We start from the raw sequence: 23,177 nt of genomic DNA on the forward strand, positions 1-23,177 counted from the left end.
ATGGTTATTACTTATTTCAAAACCGAAACTATACTCAACCTTTACAAACCCTCAAATTAAACACTAATTTCAAGTTATATTCCAATAACCAAACCTGAATAAAACTACCATCCCCTTTCCCAACACTTACAACAGCCTGTTTAAGACATAAATTTTACACTTTTAGGACAGATATTTCATAATAAGAATCAAAGTAAAGCGTCATCCTACCGCGCTTAAAACCGATCATTTGGTGGTTAAAACATCTAGTTGTTATGATAGACACGAATACAACAACTATAGGTAACGATCAAAAAAAGGTATAGAAACAAAAAAGGATGTTTTACTTCATGTAAAACATCCTTTTAAAAAATTAATTGATAATAGCTATATCATATTAATGCTCATTAAGTCTGAAGTCTGGATAAGCATCCATACCGTGCTCGTGTGCATCTAATCCTTCTAATTCTTCTCTTTCAGGCACTCTAATACCCAATGTTTTCTTAAGAGTAAAGATGATTATAAATGAGGTTACTAAACAAAATCCTGCATAACATGCTACACCAGTAAGTTGTACTAAAAAGCTATGTTCTGGGTTCGTTGAAAAGATTCCAACAGCTAAAGTACCCCAAATACCACAAATTAAGTGTACGGCAATGGCTCCAACAGGATCATCTAATTTAATAGCATCTACAAAGCTAACAGCAAAAACAATAAGCGCTCCAGCAATAGCACCAATAATAATAGCACTTTCAGGAGTCATCACATCAGCTCCAGCAGTTATACCTACTAAACCACCTAAAATACCATTTAAAAACATGGTTAAATCTAAATTCTTATACTTAAAGAATGATACTAAAGCAGACACCACACCACCGGCAGCAGCAGCTAAACAAGTAGTCACTAAGGTTAAAGAAGTTAATTCTGGATCGGCAGAAAGTACAGAACCACCATTAAATCCAAACCATCCTAACCAAAGGATTAATACCCCTGCAGTCGCTAAAGGAATGCTATGTCCAGGAATCGCCTGAGGTTTTCCATTTTTAAATTTCCCGATACGAGAACCTAATAACCAAACAGCTACTAAGGCAGCCCATCCACCAACAGAGTGTACTAAAGTAGAACCAGCAAAATCATAGAATCCCATTTGATCTAAAAATCCGCCACCCCATTTCCATGAACCAGCAATTGGGTAAACCAATCCAACATAAATGATTGTAAAAATCATAAAAGGTCCAATTTTCATACGCTCGGCAACTGCACCAGAAACAATCGTTGCAGCAGTAGCCGCAAACATCCCTTGGAATAAGAAATCGGTCCACCAGGTATAACCACCATCAGCATATTCTGGAGTCATTCCATTTTCAGGAGGGGCAATTCCAAATCCTGCGAAATCAAAAATTCCTGCAGAATCTTCAGCAAAACCAGGGTACATTAAATTAAACCCTACTATATAATATAGGAGTAAACCTATGGTTATAATAAAAATATTTTTAAACAATATGTTGATTGTGTTTTTCTGTCTTGTTAAACCAATTTCCAAAAATGCAAATCCGGTATGCATAAAGAAAACGAGCGCTGTACAGACCATCATCCATACATTATTAATTGTCAATAATTCCATAAATCTATAATTAGTTTTTGTGTGTTATTAGTTTATTTTAATGTGTCCCCACCTTTTTCACCTGTACGAATTCTATAACATTCCTTTACATCGGAAACGAATATTTTCCCGTCACCTACTTCCCCAGTAGCGGCAGAATTAAGAATCGTTTTGATTGTAATCTCTTCAAAATCGTCGTTTACAACAATAGACAAGTATCTACGCTGAATATCACTTGTACTATAAGAAACACCACGATACACATGGCCCTCCTTTTCATTTCCTAAGCCTGTAACATCCCAATACGAGAAAAAATTCACTCCAACATCATGAAGAGCTTCTTTTACCACGCGGTACTTAGATTTTCTAATAATTGCTTCAATTTTTTTCATAATATCATTTCGTTTTAATAGTTAGATTTCAAATATAAAAATTAAAATGCTCCTTAAGATTTTTCCTGTTAACTATATGCTAAGTCACATAGCAGTAAATACAAAAGAATACCTGCTTATTCAGCAGGCATCCTTAAATAAACTTAAACTTAATCACTTAAATCTTTATAAACATTTAGAGTTTTAATTTTAAAACCTATGTTATTTAATTTAAAAGAACTTATTCTTCTATTTCTCTTTGTCTCTTACCTGGGTAAGCTAACGTACCGTGCTCTGAAAGATCTAACCCTTCTACTTCTTCTTTTTCAGTTACTCTTAATCCTAATGTTTTCTTAAGAATGAAGAAGAAAATAAACGCCGTTACTAAAGCCCAAACCGCATAAGATACCGTTCCAATTAATTGTGTTACAAATTGTGCAGATCCACCACCATTGAATAAACCAATAGCCGTATCACCATCTACACCCCAAAGACCGATTACTAAAGTACCCCATGCACCACATACACCGTGTACAGAAGCCGCACCAACAGCATCATCAATCTTTAATTTTTGCTCTATAAACTCCATTGAGAATACAACGATAAGACCTCCAACAAAACCAGCGATAATAGCACCACCTTCTGTCATGTTTCCACAACCTGCAGTAATACTTACTAAACCAGCTAAAGCACCGTTTAAAGTCATATCTAAATTTGGTTTTTTGTATTTAAACCATGATAAGAAAAGTGCACCAACCGCACCAGCAGAGGCCGCTAGATTAGTTACTAATACAACCATAGAACCTCCAACAGCATCATCACCTCCCCAAGCTAATTGAGAACCACCGTTGAAACCAAACCATCCGAACCAAAGGATGAAAACCCCTAAAGTTGCTAATAATTTGTTGTGTCCAGGAATAGTAACAGCTTGACCATTGATGTATTTACCAATTCTTGGTCCTACTAAAGCAGCACCAACTAAGGCAGCCCATCCACCTACAGCATGTACAATAGAAGATCCAGCGAAATCGATGAAGCCCATTTGAGCTAACCATCCATCACCGTTCCATTGCCATCCACCAGAAATTGGATAGATTACAGCGGTCATCACTAAAGAGAATAAAATGTAGGTTGTGTATTTTGTTCTACCAGCAATAGCTCCAGAAACGATTGTTGCTGTAGTGGCACAAAAAACGGTTTGAAAGAATAAATCGGCTGGTCCTTGGTTATACATAAAACCACTCCATCCAATCCACCCATTGGTAGATCCATACATTAAAGAATATCCCATGAACCAGAATACAATCGATCCAACGGCGATATCTAAAACATTTTTCATTGCAATATTTACAACATTCTTAGCACGTGTCATTCCCGACTCCACTAAAGTAAATCCTGCTTGCATTAAGAATACTAAAATCCCAGAGATTAGCATCCATAACATACCCATATCTCCTATAATACCTTCAATGTCGGCTTTGGTTGCAGCAACGTCTTGTATTAATAGGGGCAAATTTAATATTGACATAATTAATATATTTTTGGTTAGTTAATTAAAGGAGCGTAAAAAAAGATGGTTGTGGCTTTACTTTACCCTCCCTCTTTATAGGTTTGATTTTTCTTGGTTTAGAAAGAATAGATAGCAGCTAATGTGAAAGCAGCTAAACTTTTAGAAGCGTCTAAGTCATTATTTACATAAGGCATATCATTACTCCAAGAATCTAATCTAACTTCTGGCTTGATAATTAAGTTTTCTAGGGTGTAACTTGCTGTTAAAGTTGTAGCAAAAACAGAAGGTAAATCATCTACATCCTTTTCATGGTTTCCAAAAAGCTCGCCTCTTAATCCGATAGAAAAACTTTCTGTTGCGGCAAACTGAGGGTATAATGCAGCGCCATAGAAACCAGCATTATCCATTGTTTGATATGCAGCGTTAATACCTAAAAATAAAGCGTCAGACAAATTGAATCCTCCTGTGTAGTCAATTTCAAATCCTAACACTTCCTTGTCGTCATAATAGAAATTTAAAAATTGTCCAGCATAGCCAAGTTGAGCACCTAAAGCATAGCCTCCAACTAAATTATTATTTTTATCGGTTGGATTCATAACGGCTAACATTAAGCTGAAATCATCAGATATTGCAAAATCTGCTTTCAAACCAACGTGAGAGAATGGTCCATTAGAAAATAAATAAGATGTACTGTAGTTGAAGTTTGCTACTGGAGAAATAACTTCGTAACCTAAATACGTGTTAAAACGTCCCATAGTTAATGTAGTGCTTTCTGAAACATTCCAGTAAGCATATAATTGATTAATATATAAATCAGTACCGTCACCAACAGCTTGAGTTCCTCTAGTTCCAAAAGCTAAATCGGCAACTGCTCCTGTTTTTTCTCCTTCGTAAGAAAGAATAACGTTAGCCATACCTAAACCAAAACCAGTTTGATCTGCAAACGAAGTTGCGAATGATTGTGGAATAAATTCTCCAGTTCCCATACCATTTTCATCAAGCACCTCAGTAATCGATGCGTCAGAAGATGTTAAATTAGTTCTATAATAAGCATCTACAGATCCGCTAATCGATAATTTTTTTGGCTCATCTTGCGCGAAAACTACGCTAGCTAGTAATAATGCTGATAATGTAAATAGTTTTTTCATAATTGTAAATATTTTTAAGTTGTTAATATTCAAGATCTAAGACTTGGTTTGTTTAAGAGTTTTGGTTGATTTACTTAGATCTTTATCCCTTAAGAATGGTTCAAACTTATGCTAAAAACTTTTAACCCCCATAAAAAAAGGGGGTATTTGATTCACTTTTATCGATTTTCTATTTTTACCCCTATTTTTTTAAGGGTATTCGTAATTATTTTTAATTTATTGTTTTTTTAATATCTTATCCATTTGAATTATCATCAATATTTTCCCGCATTTCGTAACATTACCTTAATATTTAAACAAAAAGCTTGCGTTAAATTAGATATCCATATAAATACACCTCTTTTTTCGCGTTTGAATATTTATTAAAAAAGACCATTAATATTGACATATCACTATAATAATATTGAGTTAACTCGTAAAACCGAAATAATGAATTCCAGCCTATTGTTATTCAAATACTAGTGCATATCTTTACCATTCAACTCAAGTTTTTAAAACCAATATTGTTGATTATGCTGAAGAAACAAGGACTTTATTTGCCCGAATTTGAACACGAAAACTGTGGCGCTGGCTTCATTTGTAATCTTAAAGGAGAGAAGACCAATCAAATCATTCATGATGCCTTAGAGATACTCGTAAAACTGGAACACCGTGGAGGTGTAAGTGCTGATGGAAAAACTGGCGATGGTGCAGGATTATTAATAGATATTCCCCACGATTACTTTAAACGCGTTTGCGATTTCGCCATCCCCGAACAACGTGAATACGCTGTTGGAATGGTGTTTTTACCAAAAGTATCCAACCAATACCAGTTTTGCAAAACGACCTTTGAAAACGAAGTAAAAGCACAAGGACTCGCTGTTTTAGGATGGAGAAAAGTGCCTGTAGACTCTTCACAATTAGGTGAAATTGCCTTGGCATCAGAACCTAATATCGAACAATTATTTATTGGAAAAACTGAGGAGATTACCGAGGCTGATTTTAAAGCCAAATTATACGCTGCTAGAAAAATTACAGAACATGCTATTAGAGAATCTAAAATCTCTGAAAGCACCTATTTTTACGTACCAAGTTTATCTAACACTACCATTATCTATAAAGGTATTATTATGCCCGAAGATATTGGCCCATATTACACCGATTTACAACAAATCGATTTGGTAACACGTTTGGCTTTAGTACACCAGCGTTTCTCTACCAATACCATGCCTACGTGGGAACTAGCACAGCCGTTCCGTTTTATGTGTCAGAATGGTGAAATCAATACCCTTCGAGGTAACGTAAGCCGTATGCGTGTTCGTGAGGAAATCATGAAAAGTGACGTGTTCGGTCCGCAAATCGACAAATTATTCCCAATAATCCTTCCTGGAAAATCAGATTCTGCTTCCATGGATATGGTTGTGGAATTATTAACACATACAGGACGTTCGCTTCCAGAAATCATGATGATGATGATTCCTGAAGCATGGGAAAAACACAAAACCATGTCGGAAGAACGTAAAGCATTTTACGAATACAACGCCTGTATTATGGAGCCTTGGGATGGACCAGCTTCGGTGCCATTTACAGATGGTGATTACGTAGGTGCTTTATTAGATAGAAATGGTTTAAGACCTTCACGTTATACCGTAACTAAAAGCGGAAAACTAATCATGTCTTCAGAAATTGGTGTGGTTGAAGTTGCTCCAGAAGATGTTAAAGAACACGGTAGATTAGAGCCAGGAAAAATGTTCTTGGTAGACATGAACGAAGGCCGTATTATAGGTGATGAAGAAATTAAAAGTAAAATTGTTTCTGAAAGACCATATAAAGAATGGTTAGACAAAACAAGATTACACTTAAAAGACGTTCCTTATACTAGTGAAACTTGTCCGATTGAAACCATCGACATCAAAACCAGACAACGCTTATTCAACTATACGTTTGAGGATATCCAAGAAGTGATTACTCCAATGGCTATAGCAGGAAAAGAAGCCTTAGGTTCTATGGGTATCGATACGCCTTTGGCGGTGTTATCAGACAGACCTCAACTTATTTCAAACTACTTCAAACAATTATTCGCACAGGTTACCAACCCACCTTTGGATGGTATTCGTGAAGAAATTGTAACAGATATCAGCTTAAACCTTGGTAAGGACAGAAATATATTCAGTATTACCGAAAGACAATGTAGAAAACTACGCATTCAAAATCCAGTAATTTCGAATGCCGATTTAGAAAAAATCAGAAGTATTTCTATCGAGAGTTTTAAAGCTGAAACCATTGAGATATTATACCCTAAAGCGCAAGGTTTAAACGGACTAGAAGATGCTTTAGAAGATATCGTGGTTCAAATTGAAAAAGCTATTGAAAGAAAAACGAATATTATTATTCTTTCTGATCGCGGTGTAAATCAAGAATTCGCACCAATCCCAGCTTTATTAGCCTGTTCTTATGTAAACCATCAGTTAAACCGTTTACGTAAGCGTTCTTATTTCGATATCATTATCGAATCGGCAGAACCTCGTGAACCACATCATTTTGCTACCTTATTTGGTTATGGCGCAAGTGCGATCAACCCATATATGGTTAACGAAATTATTAGAATGCAGGTAAAAGAAGGGTTCATTGAAGGTATGGACGAGCAAAAAGCCGTTGATAACTTTAATAAAGCCATTGGAAAAGGTATTTTAAAAATCATGAACAAAATTGGAATCTCAACATTACACTCGTATAGAGGTTCTCAAATTTTCGAAATCGTTGGTTTCAACTCACAATTTGTTGAGAAATATTTCCCATACACCGCTTCTCGTGTAGAAGGTATCGGATTATATGAAATTGAAAAAGAAATTAACGAACGTTATAAACAAGCGTATCCAGACAACTTAATCGACAAACGTTTAGGTCTAAACATCGGAGGCGATTACAGATGGAGACGTAACGGTGAGCGTCACTTATTCAACCCTACCACCGTTGCTAAATTGCAACAAGCGGTACGTTTAAGTGATCAAAAAAGTTATGATGTTTACTCGAAAGCCATAAACGAACAGTCGGAAAACTTAATGACCATCCGTGGATTATTTGAGTTTGATAACCTAGATCCTATTCCACTAGAAGAAGTGGAACCATGGACTGAAATCGTTAAGCGCTTTAAAACCGGAGCGATGTCCTATGGTTCTATTTCACGTGAAGCTCACGAAAATTTAGCCATCGCCATGAACCGTATTGGTGGTAAATCCAATTCTGGTGAAGGTGGAGAAGACAGAAGACGTTTCCAAAAGGATATCAATGGTGATAGCAGAAACTCTGCTATTAAACAAGTAGCTTCAGGTCGTTTTGGAGTGACTTCGCATTACTTAACTAATGCTAAGGAAATTCAAATTAAAATGGCTCAAGGGGCTAAACCTGGTGAAGGCGGACAATTGCCTGGAGAAAAAGTATTACCATGGATTGCTGCTGCTAGAAACTCGACACCTTTCGTAGGGTTAATTTCACCACCACCACATCACGATATATATTCGATTGAGGATTTAGCACAATTAATATTCGATTTAAAAAATGCAAACCGCGAGGCTAGAGTTAATGTAAAACTAGTTTCTGAAGTTGGTGTTGGTACCATTGCTGCTGGTGTAGCAAAAGCAAAAGCCGATGTGGTACTTATCTCAGGATACGATGGTGGTACAGGAGCTTCGCCACTTACCTCTTTAAAGCACGCAGGCCTTCCTTGGGAGCTTGGTTTATCGGAAGCACAACAAACTTTAGTATTAAACAATTTAAGAAGTCGTATTGTAGTAGAATGTGATGGCCAGTTAAAAACAGGTCGTGACGTTGCCATAGCTGCCCTTTTAGGTGCTGAAGAATTTGGATTTGCTACCGCACCACTTGTGGCTTCAGGATGTATTATGATGCGTAAATGTCATTTAAATACTTGTCCTGTTGGAATCGCAACTCAAGATAAAGAGTTACGTAAAAACTTTAAAGGAACGCCAGAGCACGTTATCAATTTCTTCTACTATATCGCTGAAGAATTAAGAGCTATCATGGCGCAACTAGGTTTTAGAACCATTGCCGAGATGGTTGGGCAAACACATAAAATTAATGCTAATAAAGCCATTAAGCACTATAAAGCTAAAGGCTTAGATTTATCTAGCATTTTACACCGCCCAAGTGCATACAGACAATTAACGGTAAGAAATACAGAAACACAGGATCATAACTTAGAAAAAGTTTTAGATTTTACTATTCTGAAAGATTCACACCGTGCATTATATAGAAAAGAAAAAACAAATCTATCATACCCTATCAACAACATTAACCGTACGGTTGGTGCGATTGTAAGTAATGAAATTTCTAAAATTTACGGTCACTTAGGTCTACCGGAAGATACTCTAAACATCAACTTCACTGGTTCTGCTGGTCAAAGTTTCGGAGCATTTGGTGCGCACGGTTTAACTTTTACAGTAGATGGAAACACCAATGATTATTTAGGTAAAGGTTTATCTGGAGCTAAATTAATCATCAAAAAACCTGCTAAAGCCGACTTTATTGCTGAAAACAATATTATCGTAGGTAACGTTTGTTTATTTGGTGCTGTTGAAGGCCAAGCTTACATTAACGGTATCGCAGGAGAACGTTTTGCAGTAAGAAACTCTGGAGCTACAGCTGTAGTTGAAGGTGTTGGTGATCACTGTTGTGAGTACATGACTGGAGGACGTGTCATTGTATTAGGTTCTACAGGTAGAAATTTTGCCGCAGGTATGAGTGGAGGTATCGCTTATGTATACGATCCAGAAAACAAATTTGTTAATGGTTTATGTAATACAGAAACTATCGAGTTTGAAGACATCACTACCGAAGATGCCAACGAATTAAAATCAGCTATCGAAAAACACGTATTATACACCGATAGTAACAAAGGAAAAACCATATTAGACAATTGGGAAACTAGTTTAGGCAACTTTGTAAAAGTTATGCCAATAGAATACAAACGTGCCTTAGAACGTTTAGAGAACGAAGAACCAATGGTAGAAGAATTAACAATAGCATAGTGTCATGGGAAAAGTAACTGGATTTAAAGAATTTGAAAGACAAGATGAACAAAACGTTCCTGTAAAGGAACGTGTAAAGAATTATAATGAATTTACGATTCCATTAAGTGAAGAAGACCAAGTAAAACAAGGTTCCCGTTGTATGGATTGTGGGATTCCATTTTGCCACAGTGGATGCCCGTTAGGGAATTTAATCCCTGACTTCAACCACATGGTACACCAAGGTGAATGGCAAAAAGCTTCATGGTTATTACATTCAACAAACAACTTCCCTGAATTTACAGGAAGACTTTGTCCTGCACCATGTGAAAAATCATGTGTATTAGGTATTATTGAAGACCCTGTAGCTATTGAAGAAATAGAAAAAAATATTGTTGAACGCGCTTTTAAGGAAGGATGGATTAAACCTCAACCTCCAAAAACAAGAACAGGTAAAACTGTAGCCGTTGTAGGTTCTGGACCTGCTGGATTAGCTGCAGCACAACAATTAAATAGAGCGGGACACACCGTAACCGTTTTTGAACGTGACGATGCTATCGGAGGCCTACTTCGTTATGGTATTCCTAACTTCAAAATGGAAAAAGGTATCATTGACCGTCGTGTGGCTATTTTAGAAGCTGAAGGCATCACTTTTAAAACCAACGTAAATGTAGGGGTTAATTATGATGTTAAAGACTTAAAAGCCTTTGATTCGGTTGTACTTTGTGGCGGTGCTACAGAAAGAAGAAGCTTACCGACGCCTGGCATCGATGCTGATGGTGTTGTACAAGCTATGGATTTCTTAACACAACAAACTAAAGTCGTATTTGGTCAAGACATAAAAGACCAAGTATTGGCTACCGACAAAAACGTTATTGTTATTGGTGGTGGTGATACGGGATCTGACTGTGTTGGAACCTCTAACCGTCAAGGTGCTAAATCGGTTGTTAATTTCGAAATTATGCCGAAACCACCTGGACACCGTTCGCCAACAACACCTTGGCCATTCTGGCCTTTACAATTAAAAACATCTTCTTCTCATGAAGAGGGCGTTGAAAGAAACTGGTTAATTAATACCAAAGAATTTGTAAAGGATGACAGTGGCAAGCTAATCGCTCTGAAAACAGTCAATGTGGAGTGGAAAATGGTTCCTGGTGAGCGTCCGCAACTTATTGAAATCGCTGGAACAGAAAAAACATGGCCTTGTGACCTTGCTTTATTAGCTTTAGGTTTTACAGGTCCTGAAGGCAACTTAGCCGATAAATTAGGTATTGAAAAAGATGCCCGTTCTAACTACAAAGCAGAATATGGCAAATATCAAACTAATATACCTCACATCTTTACTGCAGGTGATATGCGTCGCGGACAATCATTAATTGTTTGGGCCATTTCCGAAGGTAGAGAAGCTGCAAGACAAGTGGATATCTTTTTAATGGGTAAATCGAATTTACCATCTAAAGACATGACTGGTGATCTTGTTGCCCTGTAGTTAAAATAAAATTAGTGTAATATTAAAAAATGCGAATCTTAAAGATTCGCATTTTTTTTGTTTCAATTTGAGCTAAAAACAGAAATCTCATTACGAATATCGCAATCACATAAACATCTAACAACCAACACTTTTAGCGTGATAATTCACAAATTATCCGACAAACGGTAATTTTTTAACATATTTTTTATAAAATTCTCACTTTTTATGCGCTAAAATTTGGAAATTCTAGTTATTCATTTACATTTGGAAAACCATTTTGGTTTACCACATTAGTTAACCAGCTAAAAATTAATCTTTTACTAAACTAATTTAAATGTATTAAACATGAAAAACAGATTTTTAAAATTTGTAAAGTTGACATCAGTGAGCTTTGCAACATTAGCCCTCACCCTAGTATTTTACGCATGCTCTAATGAAGAGATTTTAGAAGAAGATACAGCAACCGAAGACACAAACTTGTCTGCCACTGCCCTATCCAAATCGACCCTATCAGCCAAATCTGCTGTAACCATTCAAGCTGAAGCTTATGATAGCATGAGCGGAATAAAAACTGAAAACACTGCCGATTCTGGTGGCGGACTTAATGTAGGTTGGATAGACACCGGCGATTACCTTGAATACGATATCGATGTTCCAGCATCGGGAAGCTACAAATTTGAATTTAGAGTAGCTTCTAAAACCAACACGTCTAAATTTGATTTTTATCAAGACGGCACAAAACTTAACAATGTAAACAAAACAGCAACTGGCAACTGGCAAACTTGGGTTACCACTTCTAAAACAGTTGACTTAGAAGCCGGCAGTAGCACTTTAAAACTTCTCGCTACAGGCGGAGGCTGGAATATTAATTGGATTAAAATCACACCAATTGATGTCGATGAAAGCGCTTCTGAAAATTTAGCATTAGGTAAAACAGCTGAACAATCTTCGGTATCTCATGGCGGTGTTCCAAGTAGAGCGGTAGACGGTAATACTGCTGGTGTATGGGCAAACGGTAGCGTAACCCACACCTTAAACACAGCCCAACCATGGTGGCAAGTACGGTTAGGTCAAGATTACGAAATAGGTTCTATAAAAATTTGGGGCCGTACCGATAGCTGTTGTAAAGCCAGACTAAGTAATTTTGATGTTTTTGTTTATAAAGAAAATGGCGATTTAGCTTATAAAACAACGATTGCAGATTCTCCAAATCCATCAGTTACCATAAATACAGGCGGCGTAACTGGTTCACGTGTACGTATTAAATTAAAAGGCACCAACGCCCTTTCTTTAGCCGAAGTACAAGTATTTTCTACGGGTAGCGGAACCACAGATCCTACAGACCCAACTGACCCAGAAACGCCTAGCCCAGGGAACGCTAGCATTCCTTCAGATTTAATGAGCAACTGCAACCAATGGAAAATTACCTATCCAGATGGAGAAGAAGATAAAACCTTATGTGGTGAGGCTAATAATGAATACTTCTATGTAAATAGCGACAAAAATGGTATGGTTTTCCGTGCACCAATTAGAAGTAATAACGGCACAACCCCTAACTCTGATTATGTGCGTTCTGAACTTAGAGAAAGAAAAGAAGATGGTAGTTCAGACATTTACTGGACCACTTCTGGAACCCACGTGGTTTATGTTAAACAAGCCATTACGCATTTACCTATTGTTAAAGATCATCTGGTAGCCACACAAATTCACGGCAATAAAGATGAAGGTATTGATGATGCTATGGTATTAAGACTTGAAGGAAATCACCTTTTCTTAAGCTTTAATGGCAATAAATTAAGAGATGATTTAACCATTAAAACCAACTATTCTTTAGGTACCGTACATGAAGTGATTTTTGAAGTTAAAGACGGTAAACATTACTGCTACTACAGTGAAGACGGCAACCTTAAAAATGCTTACGCCAATGGTAATGCCTCTTCTTACCTTGTAAAAGATGGCTCTAGCACCATTTTAATGGATAAATCTTATGGCGAAGCGTACTTTAAAATAGGAAACTATACACAAAGTAATGCGGAACAAGAAGGTAGTGAAACTGGAAAATCAAATAACTACGGCGAGGTTATTGTTTACGACTACTTTGTAGCTCATTAAACCAACATCTACATATAACCTTTAACAGGTGTGTAAAACAAAAAAATGCGAACGGTAACCGTTCGCATTTTTATATTTATAATTATTGTTGTCCGATAAAAAACAGAATTAGCTAAAAAAGCTTTGGTGTTGGCCTTTTTTATTGATCGCACTCTTTATTTTGAAAACAGAACCTCCTTATGGGTCAAAAAGGCTTAATTGCCCAATGTTTTTGGTTGTAATCTCTTCCCAATTAGCTTCTGGGTTTTTCAGGAATTTGAACAAATCGATATATGTCATCAAATGGTATCGTATGACGGACATCATATTGGAATAAGCCCAGTTTCTTTGGGCTTTTCTTTGGATCACAAGCATAATGAGCTGGATTATCAAACTGACCCAGATTTGTATTTCGATGGCATTTTGATTGTCTCCCAAAAAATACTTTAGCGGAAAGTTCTGTTTAAGCCGCTTGAACATCGTCTCAATCTGCCACCTATTTTTATAGATGTCGGCTATTTTGTCTGCATCAAGATCATAATTATTAGTGATGAACTCATAAACTTTTTGGTGCTTTTCGTGCCAAAAAGCGATTCTCCTCAGGGAAAAAGCGTTGCCGTTTTTGTCCGTAAGCCCTATTTTTTCGTCCTTTAGGACAGCATCGTCCACTTTATTGGAGATATCAAACTCTTCAAGGCTTGTATAGCGAGCATTGTCCTTTTGCCGAGTCACAAAGTAAACATCTTCCAGTGTCCATTTTTGGTATTGCTCATAATCCACATACCCTTTGTCAAAAACCACATAAGAGCCCTTCTTGAGTTCCAGGTCTTTTAAAAAGGTGTGGTCGTGCGTGGCCGCGCTTGAAAACTTAATCAGACAAGGAACGTCTTCCATGGCGTTTATCATAGTATGCATCTTGATACCTCCTTTCTTTTTGCCGTTGAGCGGGTTCCTTCCTACACCTTTAAGAATGTCACTAAATAGGGGGATGGTCGAGGAATCAACGATTTTAAGGTTCTTCACTGCAGGTTCTAAGGGTCTGCTGTCCGATAAAAAGCGATGGTAACGTTTGTAGAGTAAATGATAAATATCGGCAAATACTTCAGAGCTTCTTCTCCTGTTAGCATCTGACAAGGTACTGCGTTTTGGAAAGTCCGTGAGTCCTAGATGGTTGATCTTTCCCTCGCAGGCAAGCATAATACTGGAAACCTCACGAAGTGAGCTACAGCCACTGATCACGGTAAATACCATAGTGGCCAAATGCTCATAGGTGGTAAACTTTTTGGTATAGCGATCGCTGTTGTGCTTTTTGGCTGTCCGATGAACATCTTTGGGCAAAATGAAATTTAATACCTGTTTGATTATGGGTTGTCCGCTAAAGTTTTTACTTTTATTCATATCTTGGATGTGTGATAACTTCAAGATACAAAATAAGCGGGAAATCCTATCTTGGAAATCCCGCTTTTAAAATCTTTTATCGGACACTAATGATTTATAATTATTGAAGTGCTTATTTCACTTGAGCTAAGCGCATAAATTCTTCAGCTTTTTCAACCATATTTTTACTTCCACAAATAAATGGCACACGCTCGTGTAATTCGCTAGGTTCCACATCTAACGTTCTCGTAAATCCGTCGCTAGCCTTTCCGTTTGCTTGTTCGGCTAAAAACGCTATAGGATTACATTCGTATAATAAACGCAATTTCCCTTTTGGATTTTTAGAACTTTGTGGATATAAATAAATACCACCTTTAATCATATTTCTATGGAAGTCCGACACCAAAGAGCCTATGTACCTAGACGTATAAGGGCGATCGTCTTCCTCTTGCTGACAATATTTTATATAGTTTTTTATTCCTTGCGGAAAGTGTATATAATTCCCTTCGTTTACCGAGTAGATATGACCATCTTCAGGAAAGGTCATATCGGGGTGCGATAAGTAAAAAGAGCCAATCGCAGGATTTAAAGTAAATCCGTTTACGCCAGCTCCAGTGGTATAAACAATCATGGTAGAAGTCCCATAAACCACATAACCAGCCGCAACCTGCTCACGTCCTTTTTGTAAAAAATCCTTTAATTGAACCGGGGTTCCTACTGGAGTTACCCTTCTATAAATTGAAAAAATAGTTCCAACCGAAACATTCACATCAATGTTTGACGACCCATCTAAGGGATCTATCAATACCACGTATTTGTTTCCATTGTTTTCATCTTGGCTATTAATAGAAATAAAATCATCTTCCTCTTCACTAGCAATACCACAAACAATATTACGCTTGGTCATGGTTTGTATAAACTTTTCGTTAGCATAAACATCTAACTTTTGCTGATCTTCTCCTTGAATATTCATATCTCCCGCAGCACCAATAATATCGACCAATCCGGCCTTATTTACTTCGTGATTTACAACTTTTGCGGCCAATCGGATGGAATTTAGCAAACTAGACAACTCTCCTGAGGAGTATTTAAAAGCTGATTGATTTTCAATGATAAATTCTCCTAGGGTTTGTTTTTTATGCGACATAGGTATGGTTATTAGTTTAGACAAATATCTATAAATTTTCATAAACTACAACGATTTCGAAAAGGTAATACACCGAAAATATTCAACTTTAAACTATATTTGACCTTCAATAATATTTAGAATGAACTACACTATTAGAGATGCTAAAAAAACCGACATGCCTCGGGTGCTTCAATTAATAAACGAGCTCGCCATTTTTGAGGAAGAACCAGAAGCTGTAGAAGTCACTCTGAGTGACTTAGAAAACGATGGTTTTGGAGACCAGCCCGCGTTTCATTGTTTTGTTGCTGAAGTGAATAACCAAGTTGAAGGGATTGCTTTAATATACAACCGCTATTCGACTTGGAAAGGTAAAATTATTCATTTAGAAGATTTAATTGTTAGCAAAGCCATGCGTGGAAAGGGTATAGGAACGGCACTTTTAGATGAAGTTATAAAATACAGCCACCAATTAGGAGTAAAACGTATTAATTGGGAGGTACTCGATTGGAATGAAGGCGCCATTGCCTTATATGAAAAAAAAGGTGCTAAAGTTTTAAGAGACTGGAATGTGGTTCATTTGGATGAAACGGGCATTAATAACTACTTAACAAATTTATAATATGCGCATCTATAAATTTGGCGGTGCCTCGGTTAAAGATGCTCATGGGGTGAAAAATGTCGCTTCAGTTTTACAGAAAACAGGCTACGACCATACACTTATTGTTATTTCGGCTATGGGAAAAACAACCAATGCCCTAGAAGTGGTGATCAAAAATTACTTTGAAAACAAAAGTGAGTTACAAAGCTCTATTCAAGATATTAGAAAATATCATAATGCCATTCTACTCGATTTATTTGATAATGAGAATCACCCTGTTTTTCAAAAAATAAACCAGTTTTTCGAAGAGCTTAATATCTTTTTTAAAATAAACAAATCGCCAGATTACAGTTATGTTTACGACCAAGTAATTGGTTATGGCGAACTAGTTTCAACAAGTATTGTTAGCGCTTATTTAAATAGTATAAATATCAAAAATAACTGGATTGATGTTCGCGAACAGATTAAAACCGATAGTTATTTTAGACGTGCCAATGTCGATTGGGATAGCACCCAGCGCCTTATAAATCAGAATTACGACGCTAACACATTAAACATTACCCAAGGTTTTTTAGCTAGTGATTCGCACAATTTCACCACCACCTTAGGACGCGAAGGCAGCGATTACACAGCGGCGATTTACGCCTACTGTTTAAATGCCGAAAGCGTTACCATTTGGAAAGATGTGCCTGGGGTTTTAAATGCCGATCCGCGTTACTTTGAAAATGCCAAATTACTGAACAAAATATCATATCGTGAAGCTATAGAACTGGCCTTTTACGGCGCTTCAGTAATTCACCCTAAAACCTTACAACCGCTACAACGCAAGGAAATTCCTTTATTTGTAAAATCGTTTCTAAATCCAGAAGCCCCCGGAACACAAATAGGAAAAAACGAGGATTTAGAACCTAAAATCCCTTGTTTTATCGTTAAAAAAAATCAAGCACTTATCGCTTTATCGTCTTTAGATTTTTCCTATATCGTTGAAGAAAACATCAGTGAGATTTTTAGTTTACTAGCCACCTACAAAATGAAGGTTAATGTCATTCAGAATTCTGCCATTAGCTTTTCCGTGTGTATTGACAACATTTATGACAATCTTGAAAAACTTTTACATCACTTAAAAGCAAAATTTAAAGTAACTTGCCATGAAAATGTTTCCCTATACACGATAAGGCACTATAACGAGGCTTCCATTCATCAAATTGAAGCCAGTAAAACCGTGTTATTAAAACAATTAACCCAAGAAACAACCCAAGTAGTAACTAAATAAACAATTTAGTACCTTTACAGCTATGAGTAAACCGCAAGATTTAGGACTCGTTTCCGCTAAAGAAGTTGCAAAAGCCATCCAGTTAGATAAATATGGTTTTCTGGGTACTTTTACGGGGTGGATTTTAATGAAAGTTTTAAAAATATCTACGCTCAATAAAATTTATAAGCGTAATAAACACCTGAGTGACTTACCTTTTCTAGATGGTATTTTAGAAGACTTTCAAATTAAATTCGAGATTCCTGAAGAAGATTTAAAGCGTTTACCTAAAGATGGCGCATACATTACCATTTCCAACCATCCGCTTGGAGGTATCGATGGTATTTTGTTACTTAAACTCATGCTAGAACAGCGTAGTGATTTTAAAATTATAGCCAATTTTTTACTGCATCGTATTGAGCCTATGAAGCCCTTTATCATGCCTGTAAATCCTTTCGAAGACCGAAAAGATGTTAAATCGAGTGTAGCTGGGTTTAAAAACGCCATTTTACATATTAGATCGGGTCACCCTTTAGGTATTTTCCCTGCCGGGGAAGTTTCTACATACCACGATGGGAAATTGGTGGTAGATCGACCTTGGGAAGAGACAGCCATGAAGCTTATTCAAAAAGCTAGAGTGCCTGTAGTACCTATATATTTTCATGCCAAAAACAGTCCGCTTTTTTATAAACTTTCTAAAATTAGCGACACCTTTAGAACGGCAAAATTACCGTCCGAACTACTCACTCAGAAAAAACGCGTTATAAAGGTTAGAATAGGAAAACCTATTTCTGTCGACGACCAAAAGGAATACCCATCTTTACAAGATTTTAGTGATTTCTTAAGACGAAAAACATATTTGCTTTCCAATTCATTTGAAGAAGCATCAAAGTTAACCAGCAACATCACCTCCAATTTTAAAACAGCCAAACCACCAAAAAAAATCGTGACACCGGTGGACCGACTCTTAATGTTAGAAGAGCTTAAAACTGTTAGGGAAGACGGCTCCCGACTTCTTGAAAGTAAAAATTACGAGGTATTCTTAGCCGAACCTCAAAAAATACCTAACATCCTTAGGGAAATAGGCCGCCTTAGAGAAATTACCTTTAGAGAAATTGGAGAAGGCACCAATGAAGCCATTGATTTAGATCCCTTCGACAACTATTACCACCATATGTTCCTTTGGGATAATGAAAAAGATGTTTTAGCTGGAGCTTACCGCATGGGCCTTGGCTCCCAAATATTCAAAACCTATGGTATCGATGGTTTTTATTTGCAAGACCTTTTTAGGTTTGAACCCGAACTGTATAAAATGATGAGCGAATCTATTGAAATGGGTCGTGCTTTCATCATTAAAGCATACCAACAAAAACCTATGCCTTTATTCCTGCTTTGGAAAGGCATTGTACATACCACATTACGTTTTCCAGAACACAATTACCTTATTGGCGGGGTGAGTATTAGTAATCAGTTTTCAAATTTCTCAAAATCATTGATGATTGAATTTATGAAATCGCATTACTACGACCCTTATATCGCCCAATACGTGCGTCCGAAAAAAGAATTTAAGGTAAAACTTAAGGACGCCGATAAAGATTTTGTTTTTGATGAAACCGAAGCCGATTTAAATAAATTTGATCGTTTTATTGATGAAATCGAACCTGGAGCTTTAAGACTTCCTGTTTTACTAAAAAAATACATCAAACAAAATGCACGTTTAGTAGCTTTTAATGTCGATCCTTTATTTAATAATTCGGTTGATGGCCTAATGTATATTAAAATCGCCGACCTTCCTGAAAGTACCGTACGTCCTGTTATGGAAGAATTTCAAGCTGAACTTGAGAGTAAAATTCAAAACGGAAAAAAAGAGGAAGAGGAAGAGAATTGATTATCGATTATTGATCAAAAACCATCAATGTTTAAACCCCAGTTTCCAGTTTAAACTTATTTTATATCTAATGTTGACCGTTGACTATTGACTATTGACTATTGACTATTGACTATTGACTATTGACAAAATTAAAAAACCAAACATAAAACTAATAACCATTAACTAATAACCCAAAAACCATCCCTCCACTTCCCCATTTAACAATAAACAACTATATTTAAGAGCATTAACCACAAAAACCAACCTCAACTTATGAAATGGTATAAAAAAGTATTATCACAATACACAGATTTTAAAGGACGCTCCAGACGTCAAGAATTTTGGATGTTTGTTTTATTTAACTTCATCTTTGCTTTTATTGCCGCGGCCATAGACAATATATTAGGGCTTGCTTATAACGATAATGGCACCGGACCTATTTCATTAATATATGGTTTAGCTGTTTTAATCCCTGGTTTGGCTGTTGCCGTTCGTCGTTTGCACGACATTGGAAAAAGCGGCATCAGATTTGGTTAAATAAATAACACCTTCAACAAAGCCAATAACCGTAGACACCCAAACAAATAGAGCTCCTATTCCGAAACAAGATAATAACACGCCTAAAATGGTTATCCCTAAAAGCGTGGCTCCTTCTTTGGTATATCCTAATATAAATTTATGGAGCCCAAAGGACCCGAACAACAGTGCCAAAATTCCAGCTAATAATTTTTGATTATCGTTAGTACTAAAGGTCTGTTTCGCGTTTTCGGCAAACTCTGTAGCGGTTTCTTTAGCTTCTTCCGCAAAGCCTTTTGCTTTTTCTTTAGCCGATTCAAAAGAATCATTAAAGTCCTGATTCTTATTATTTTCTTCAGTCATAGTAAAATTGCATTTCTAAATCCGTTCGAAATTACATAAAAAGTGTCTTTAAAAAAGTCCAAACTTAAAAATTATAGTTACATAATACCGTCTTGATAAATTCACCCTTTACCCTCCGTATTCAAGAACTTAACGCAACAAATCTAAATTAATAGATTTGTAATTATGGTACGAAAAAAAACAGGTAGACTTACCCTTAAAGAAAGAATACAGATTGAGACTCTTTTAACTGAAAAAAAGAATAAATCATACATCGCTATAACCATTAACAGAGCTCGATCTACGGTTACAAGAGAAGTTAATAAATGGGTGCAAACAGATAGAGATAAATACTCAGCAGAACTAGCTCATTGGTGCGCCAAAGATGATTACCTAAACAAAAGAAATATTGATAAAATATCTAAGTACCCTAGACTTCGAATTTATGTCTATAGGGGCTTATTATCACAATGGACTCCTGAACAAATTGCTGGAAGACTAAAAGAAGAATTCCCAAATGATCCTATAATGTCTATTTCTCACGAATCAATTTATAGGTACATATATGCAAAGCCTCAAGCTAGTTTAAATAAAAAACTAATTAAACTCCTCGTACGCAAAAAAACAAGACGTAGACCCTCTAAAAAAAGACGCAGAACAGGATCTAAAATATTAAACCAAGTCAGTATAGACCTAAGGCCCGAGCATATTAACCTAAGAAATGAAATCGGACACTGGGAAGGAGATTTAATGATTGGGAAGGATCAAAAATCGGCTATTGGAACTATCGTAGAACGCAAATCTAGATATACATTAATTATCAAACTAAAAGCCAGGAACTCTAAGGAAATTGCTAAAATGTTTTCTAAAGAACTTAACAAACTAGATCCCATATTCAAAAAATCTATGACCTACGATAATGGAATTGAAATGGCAAGACACGAAACAATTACCAAGAAAACAGGTATGAAAATTTACTTTGCACACCCCTATTCTTCTTGGGAAAGAGGTACCAATGAAAACACTAACGGACTCATCAGAAGGTACCTCCCAAAAGGAACAGATTTTAACAAAATTGACTTAAATACATTCATCGAAATTCAAGAAAAATTAAACAATAGACCTCGTAAAATTATTGGATTTAAAACCCCTAATGAAGTTATGATAAAAGAACTAAAAATTGTAGCTTAGACTCATACAAAAAAAGCAACGTTTGTTGCGTTAGAACCTTGAATGCAGCCCCATCCTACTTGTTTTTCCGCGAAAGCGAAACATCAATTTCTTTTAATAGCTTTTTCATAAACCGAAATCCAATCGGCAACACTTAGTTTACACACCAACTCTCCAATTAACTGGTAAGGAATAGCTTCTACTTTTTTAAACCGGATGCAGCTTTTTCCCATATCCAATTTGTATTTACTGTGTTTAGGATATTCGGCAACAAACCAATCGTACAATTCTGGAATGGCATAAATGCCGCTATGGTAAAGATTTATGGAATTCTTTTGAGAAGCAAAACTCATAAACGGCAAAGGCTCTTCGGGCTTGCAGTGGTAGCCACCTGGATATAGGCTGTGCGACACAAAATACCCTATCATGCCATACTGAATGCCTTCTTCAAAACCTTCGGGTAAATGCTTTACAATAGTTGCTCTTAACTTTTTAATGGGCACTACCCGATCTTCTGGCAACTGACTAATATAATCCTCTGGTGAAGTTGCTTTGTACTGCATGCTATTTTGTTTTTACTAAAATTAACAAAATTTCGCTTTAATCTTATCTACAATGGTTTGAGCTAGTTTTTCTTTACTTTCAACGGTCCAACCGGCCACGTGCGGAGTGAGCAATACATTTTCGGCTTCAATTAAATATTTAAAAGCTTGTGGGAGTTCGTTAGAAAATAAGGTTTCGAAAGAGGCTTTTTCGTATTCCAAAACATCTAATCCGGCACCTAAAATTTTCTCTGATTGCAAGGCTGAAACCAAATCTTGAGTCACCACGCTTTTTCCGCGCGCAGTATTTATGAACCAAAAGGGCTTTTTTACCTGATTAATAAAGTGACTATCAATCATGTTTAAAGTTAGTGGGGTTTGTGGGGTGTGCAGACTAATAACATCTACTTTTTCCTGAAACTCCGCGAGTGAAACCTGCTTCGCATTATCATCACCAACTCCGTTCTTTATATCGTAACAAAGCACCTCCACATCGAAACCACGTAATTTCTTGGCAAAGGCCTTGCCCATGTTTCCGTAACCAATAAGTCCTACGGTTCGGCCATCCAACTCAACCCCGCGGTTGGCCTCTCGTAACCATTTCCCGGCTCTCACTTCGGCGTCAGCTTTATTCAATTTATTAAATAACGACAATAACATCCCTAGTACATGTTCGCCAACTGCATTACGATTCCCTTCTGGGGCCGACGCTAAAAATACGCCCTTAGATTCGGCGTAATCGCAATCAATATTTTCCAATCCAGCACCAACACGCCCTATAAACTTTAAATGGCTTGCGGCGTCTAAAAAGGTTTTATCAATCGTAAAACGACTTCTTAATATAATACCATCGTACTCATGAATTTTAGCTTCAATGTCGGTTTTGGAAGCGGTATAATCTTCATGATTCTCAAAACCTAAAGCGTTTAATTGATCAATTAACAATTCGTGATTGGTATCTAAATGGAGGACTTTCATAAATCTGGATTTCGATTTCAAATTTACGAAGTTTTAATATACTGCAGCTTAGTCAAAACTTGAAAAAGCAAACACAACTATCATGCTCGTAAACCGCATAAAATGTTAACAAAAGCTCCCTCATTAAAGATTTCGCACACCTATTACCTCAACCCAACACACCTACAAACCCTTAATATTGCAACATTTACAGCCTATATGCAACATAATTTACAAGGTATGCT

General features: G+C 36.6%; 17 protein-coding genes. 8 read left to right on the forward strand and 9 right to left on the reverse strand.

All coding sequences use genetic code 11. The features are described 5' to 3' along the window. Positions 1-376: 376 nt before the first annotated feature. From C1A40_RS04525 to C1A40_RS04540, 4 genes are all read right to left on the reverse strand, one after another. Positions 377-1,603, reverse strand: coding sequence for an ammonium transporter (locus tag C1A40_RS04525; RefSeq protein ID WP_102994858.1), 1,227 nt, complete (start codon positions 1,601-1,603; stop codon positions 377-379). A gap of 32 nt (positions 1,604-1,635) precedes the next feature. Continuing rightward, positions 1,636-1,974 carry a P-II family nitrogen regulator gene (locus tag C1A40_RS04530; protein ID WP_102994859.1) on the reverse strand — a complete coding sequence of 113 codons (339 nt, stop codon included), beginning with the start codon at positions 1,972-1,974 and terminating at the stop codon, positions 1,636-1,638. Positions 1,975-2,194: 220 nt separating this feature from the next. Then, positions 2,195-3,481, reverse strand: a complete 1,287-nt coding sequence (locus C1A40_RS04535; protein WP_102994860.1) for an ammonium transporter — start codon at positions 3,479-3,481, stop codon at positions 2,195-2,197. 98 nt (positions 3,482-3,579) lie between these two features. Further along, positions 3,580-4,611: an outer membrane beta-barrel protein gene (locus C1A40_RS04540; RefSeq protein ID WP_102994861.1), complete on the reverse strand. Its 1,032-nt coding sequence runs from the start codon at positions 4,609-4,611 to the stop codon at positions 3,580-3,582. Between the two features lie 512 nt (positions 4,612-5,123). Between C1A40_RS04540 and gltB the strand changes: the two genes are divergently transcribed. The 3 genes from gltB (at position 5,124) to C1A40_RS04555 (ending at position 13,200) form a co-directional block, all read left to right on the forward strand. After that, positions 5,124-9,638: a glutamate synthase large subunit gene (gene gltB / locus C1A40_RS04545; RefSeq protein ID WP_241910482.1), complete on the forward strand. Its 4,515-nt coding sequence runs from the start codon at positions 5,124-5,126 to the stop codon at positions 9,636-9,638. A gap of 4 nt (positions 9,639-9,642) precedes the next feature. Continuing rightward, a complete protein-coding gene (locus C1A40_RS04550) occupies positions 9,643-11,106 on the forward strand; it encodes a glutamate synthase subunit beta (protein ID WP_067144983.1) in 1,464 nt (487 codons plus the stop codon). 366 nt (positions 11,107-11,472) lie between these two features. Next, positions 11,473-13,200 (forward strand): carbohydrate-binding protein, encoded by a 1,728-nt coding sequence (locus C1A40_RS04555; protein WP_241910527.1) that lies wholly within the window; start codon positions 11,473-11,475, stop codon positions 13,198-13,200. Between the two features lie 177 nt (positions 13,201-13,377). On the opposite strand, the gene C1A40_RS04560 is transcribed toward C1A40_RS04555, so the two are convergent. Both C1A40_RS04560 and fbp read right to left on the reverse strand, forming a co-directional pair. Next, positions 13,378-14,577: an IS4 family transposase gene (locus C1A40_RS04560; RefSeq protein ID WP_102994338.1), complete on the reverse strand. Its 1,200-nt coding sequence runs from the start codon at positions 14,575-14,577 to the stop codon at positions 13,378-13,380. A 112-nt stretch (positions 14,578-14,689) separates the two neighbouring features. Further along, the gene (gene fbp, locus C1A40_RS04565; RefSeq protein ID WP_102994863.1) at positions 14,690-15,703 is read right to left on the reverse strand and encodes a class 1 fructose-bisphosphatase; all 1,014 of its coding nucleotides are present in this window, start codon (positions 15,701-15,703) and stop codon (positions 14,690-14,692) included. 121 nt (positions 15,704-15,824) lie between these two features. Between fbp and C1A40_RS04570 the strand changes: the two genes are divergently transcribed. The 4 genes from C1A40_RS04570 (at position 15,825) to C1A40_RS04585 (ending at position 19,942) form a co-directional block, all read left to right on the forward strand. Next, complete coding sequence (locus C1A40_RS04570; RefSeq protein ID WP_102994864.1) at positions 15,825-16,304, forward strand: GNAT family N-acetyltransferase; 480 nt, start codon at positions 15,825-15,827, stop codon at positions 16,302-16,304. Position 16,305: 1 nt separating this feature from the next. Then, positions 16,306-17,556, forward strand: coding sequence for an aspartate kinase (locus tag C1A40_RS04575; RefSeq protein ID WP_102994865.1), 1,251 nt, complete (start codon positions 16,306-16,308; stop codon positions 17,554-17,556). A 22-nt stretch (positions 17,557-17,578) separates the two neighbouring features. After that, a complete protein-coding gene (locus C1A40_RS04580; RefSeq protein WP_102994866.1) occupies positions 17,579-19,423 on the forward strand; it encodes a GNAT family N-acyltransferase in 1,845 nt (614 codons plus the stop codon). A gap of 255 nt (positions 19,424-19,678) precedes the next feature. Then, positions 19,679-19,942: a DUF805 domain-containing protein gene (locus tag C1A40_RS04585; protein WP_102994867.1), complete on the forward strand. Its 264-nt coding sequence runs from the start codon at positions 19,679-19,681 to the stop codon at positions 19,940-19,942. On the opposite strand, the gene C1A40_RS04590 is transcribed toward C1A40_RS04585, so the two are convergent. Continuing rightward, positions 19,871-20,284: a TM2 domain-containing protein gene (locus C1A40_RS04590; protein WP_102994868.1), complete on the reverse strand. Its 414-nt coding sequence runs from the start codon at positions 20,282-20,284 to the stop codon at positions 19,871-19,873. The genes C1A40_RS04585 and C1A40_RS04590 overlap by 72 nt on opposite strands. 165 nt (positions 20,285-20,449) lie before the next feature. Between C1A40_RS04590 and C1A40_RS04595 the strand changes: the two genes are divergently transcribed. After that, positions 20,450-21,454: an IS30 family transposase gene (locus C1A40_RS04595; protein ID WP_102994224.1), complete on the forward strand. Its 1,005-nt coding sequence runs from the start codon at positions 20,450-20,452 to the stop codon at positions 21,452-21,454. An 83-nt stretch (positions 21,455-21,537) separates the two neighbouring features. On the opposite strand, the gene C1A40_RS04600 is transcribed toward C1A40_RS04595, so the two are convergent. After that, positions 21,538-21,996: a DUF1801 domain-containing protein gene (locus C1A40_RS04600; RefSeq protein WP_102994869.1), complete on the reverse strand. Its 459-nt coding sequence runs from the start codon at positions 21,994-21,996 to the stop codon at positions 21,538-21,540. 21 nt (positions 21,997-22,017) lie between these two features. Continuing rightward, positions 22,018-22,953: a 2-hydroxyacid dehydrogenase gene (locus tag C1A40_RS04605; RefSeq protein WP_102994870.1), complete on the reverse strand. Its 936-nt coding sequence runs from the start codon at positions 22,951-22,953 to the stop codon at positions 22,018-22,020. Between the last annotated feature and the right edge of the window lie 224 nt (positions 22,954-23,177).

The organism is Tamlana carrageenivorans (assembly GCF_002893765.1).
Classification (GTDB): domain Bacteria; phylum Bacteroidota; class Bacteroidia; order Flavobacteriales; family Flavobacteriaceae; genus Pseudotamlana; species Pseudotamlana carrageenivorans.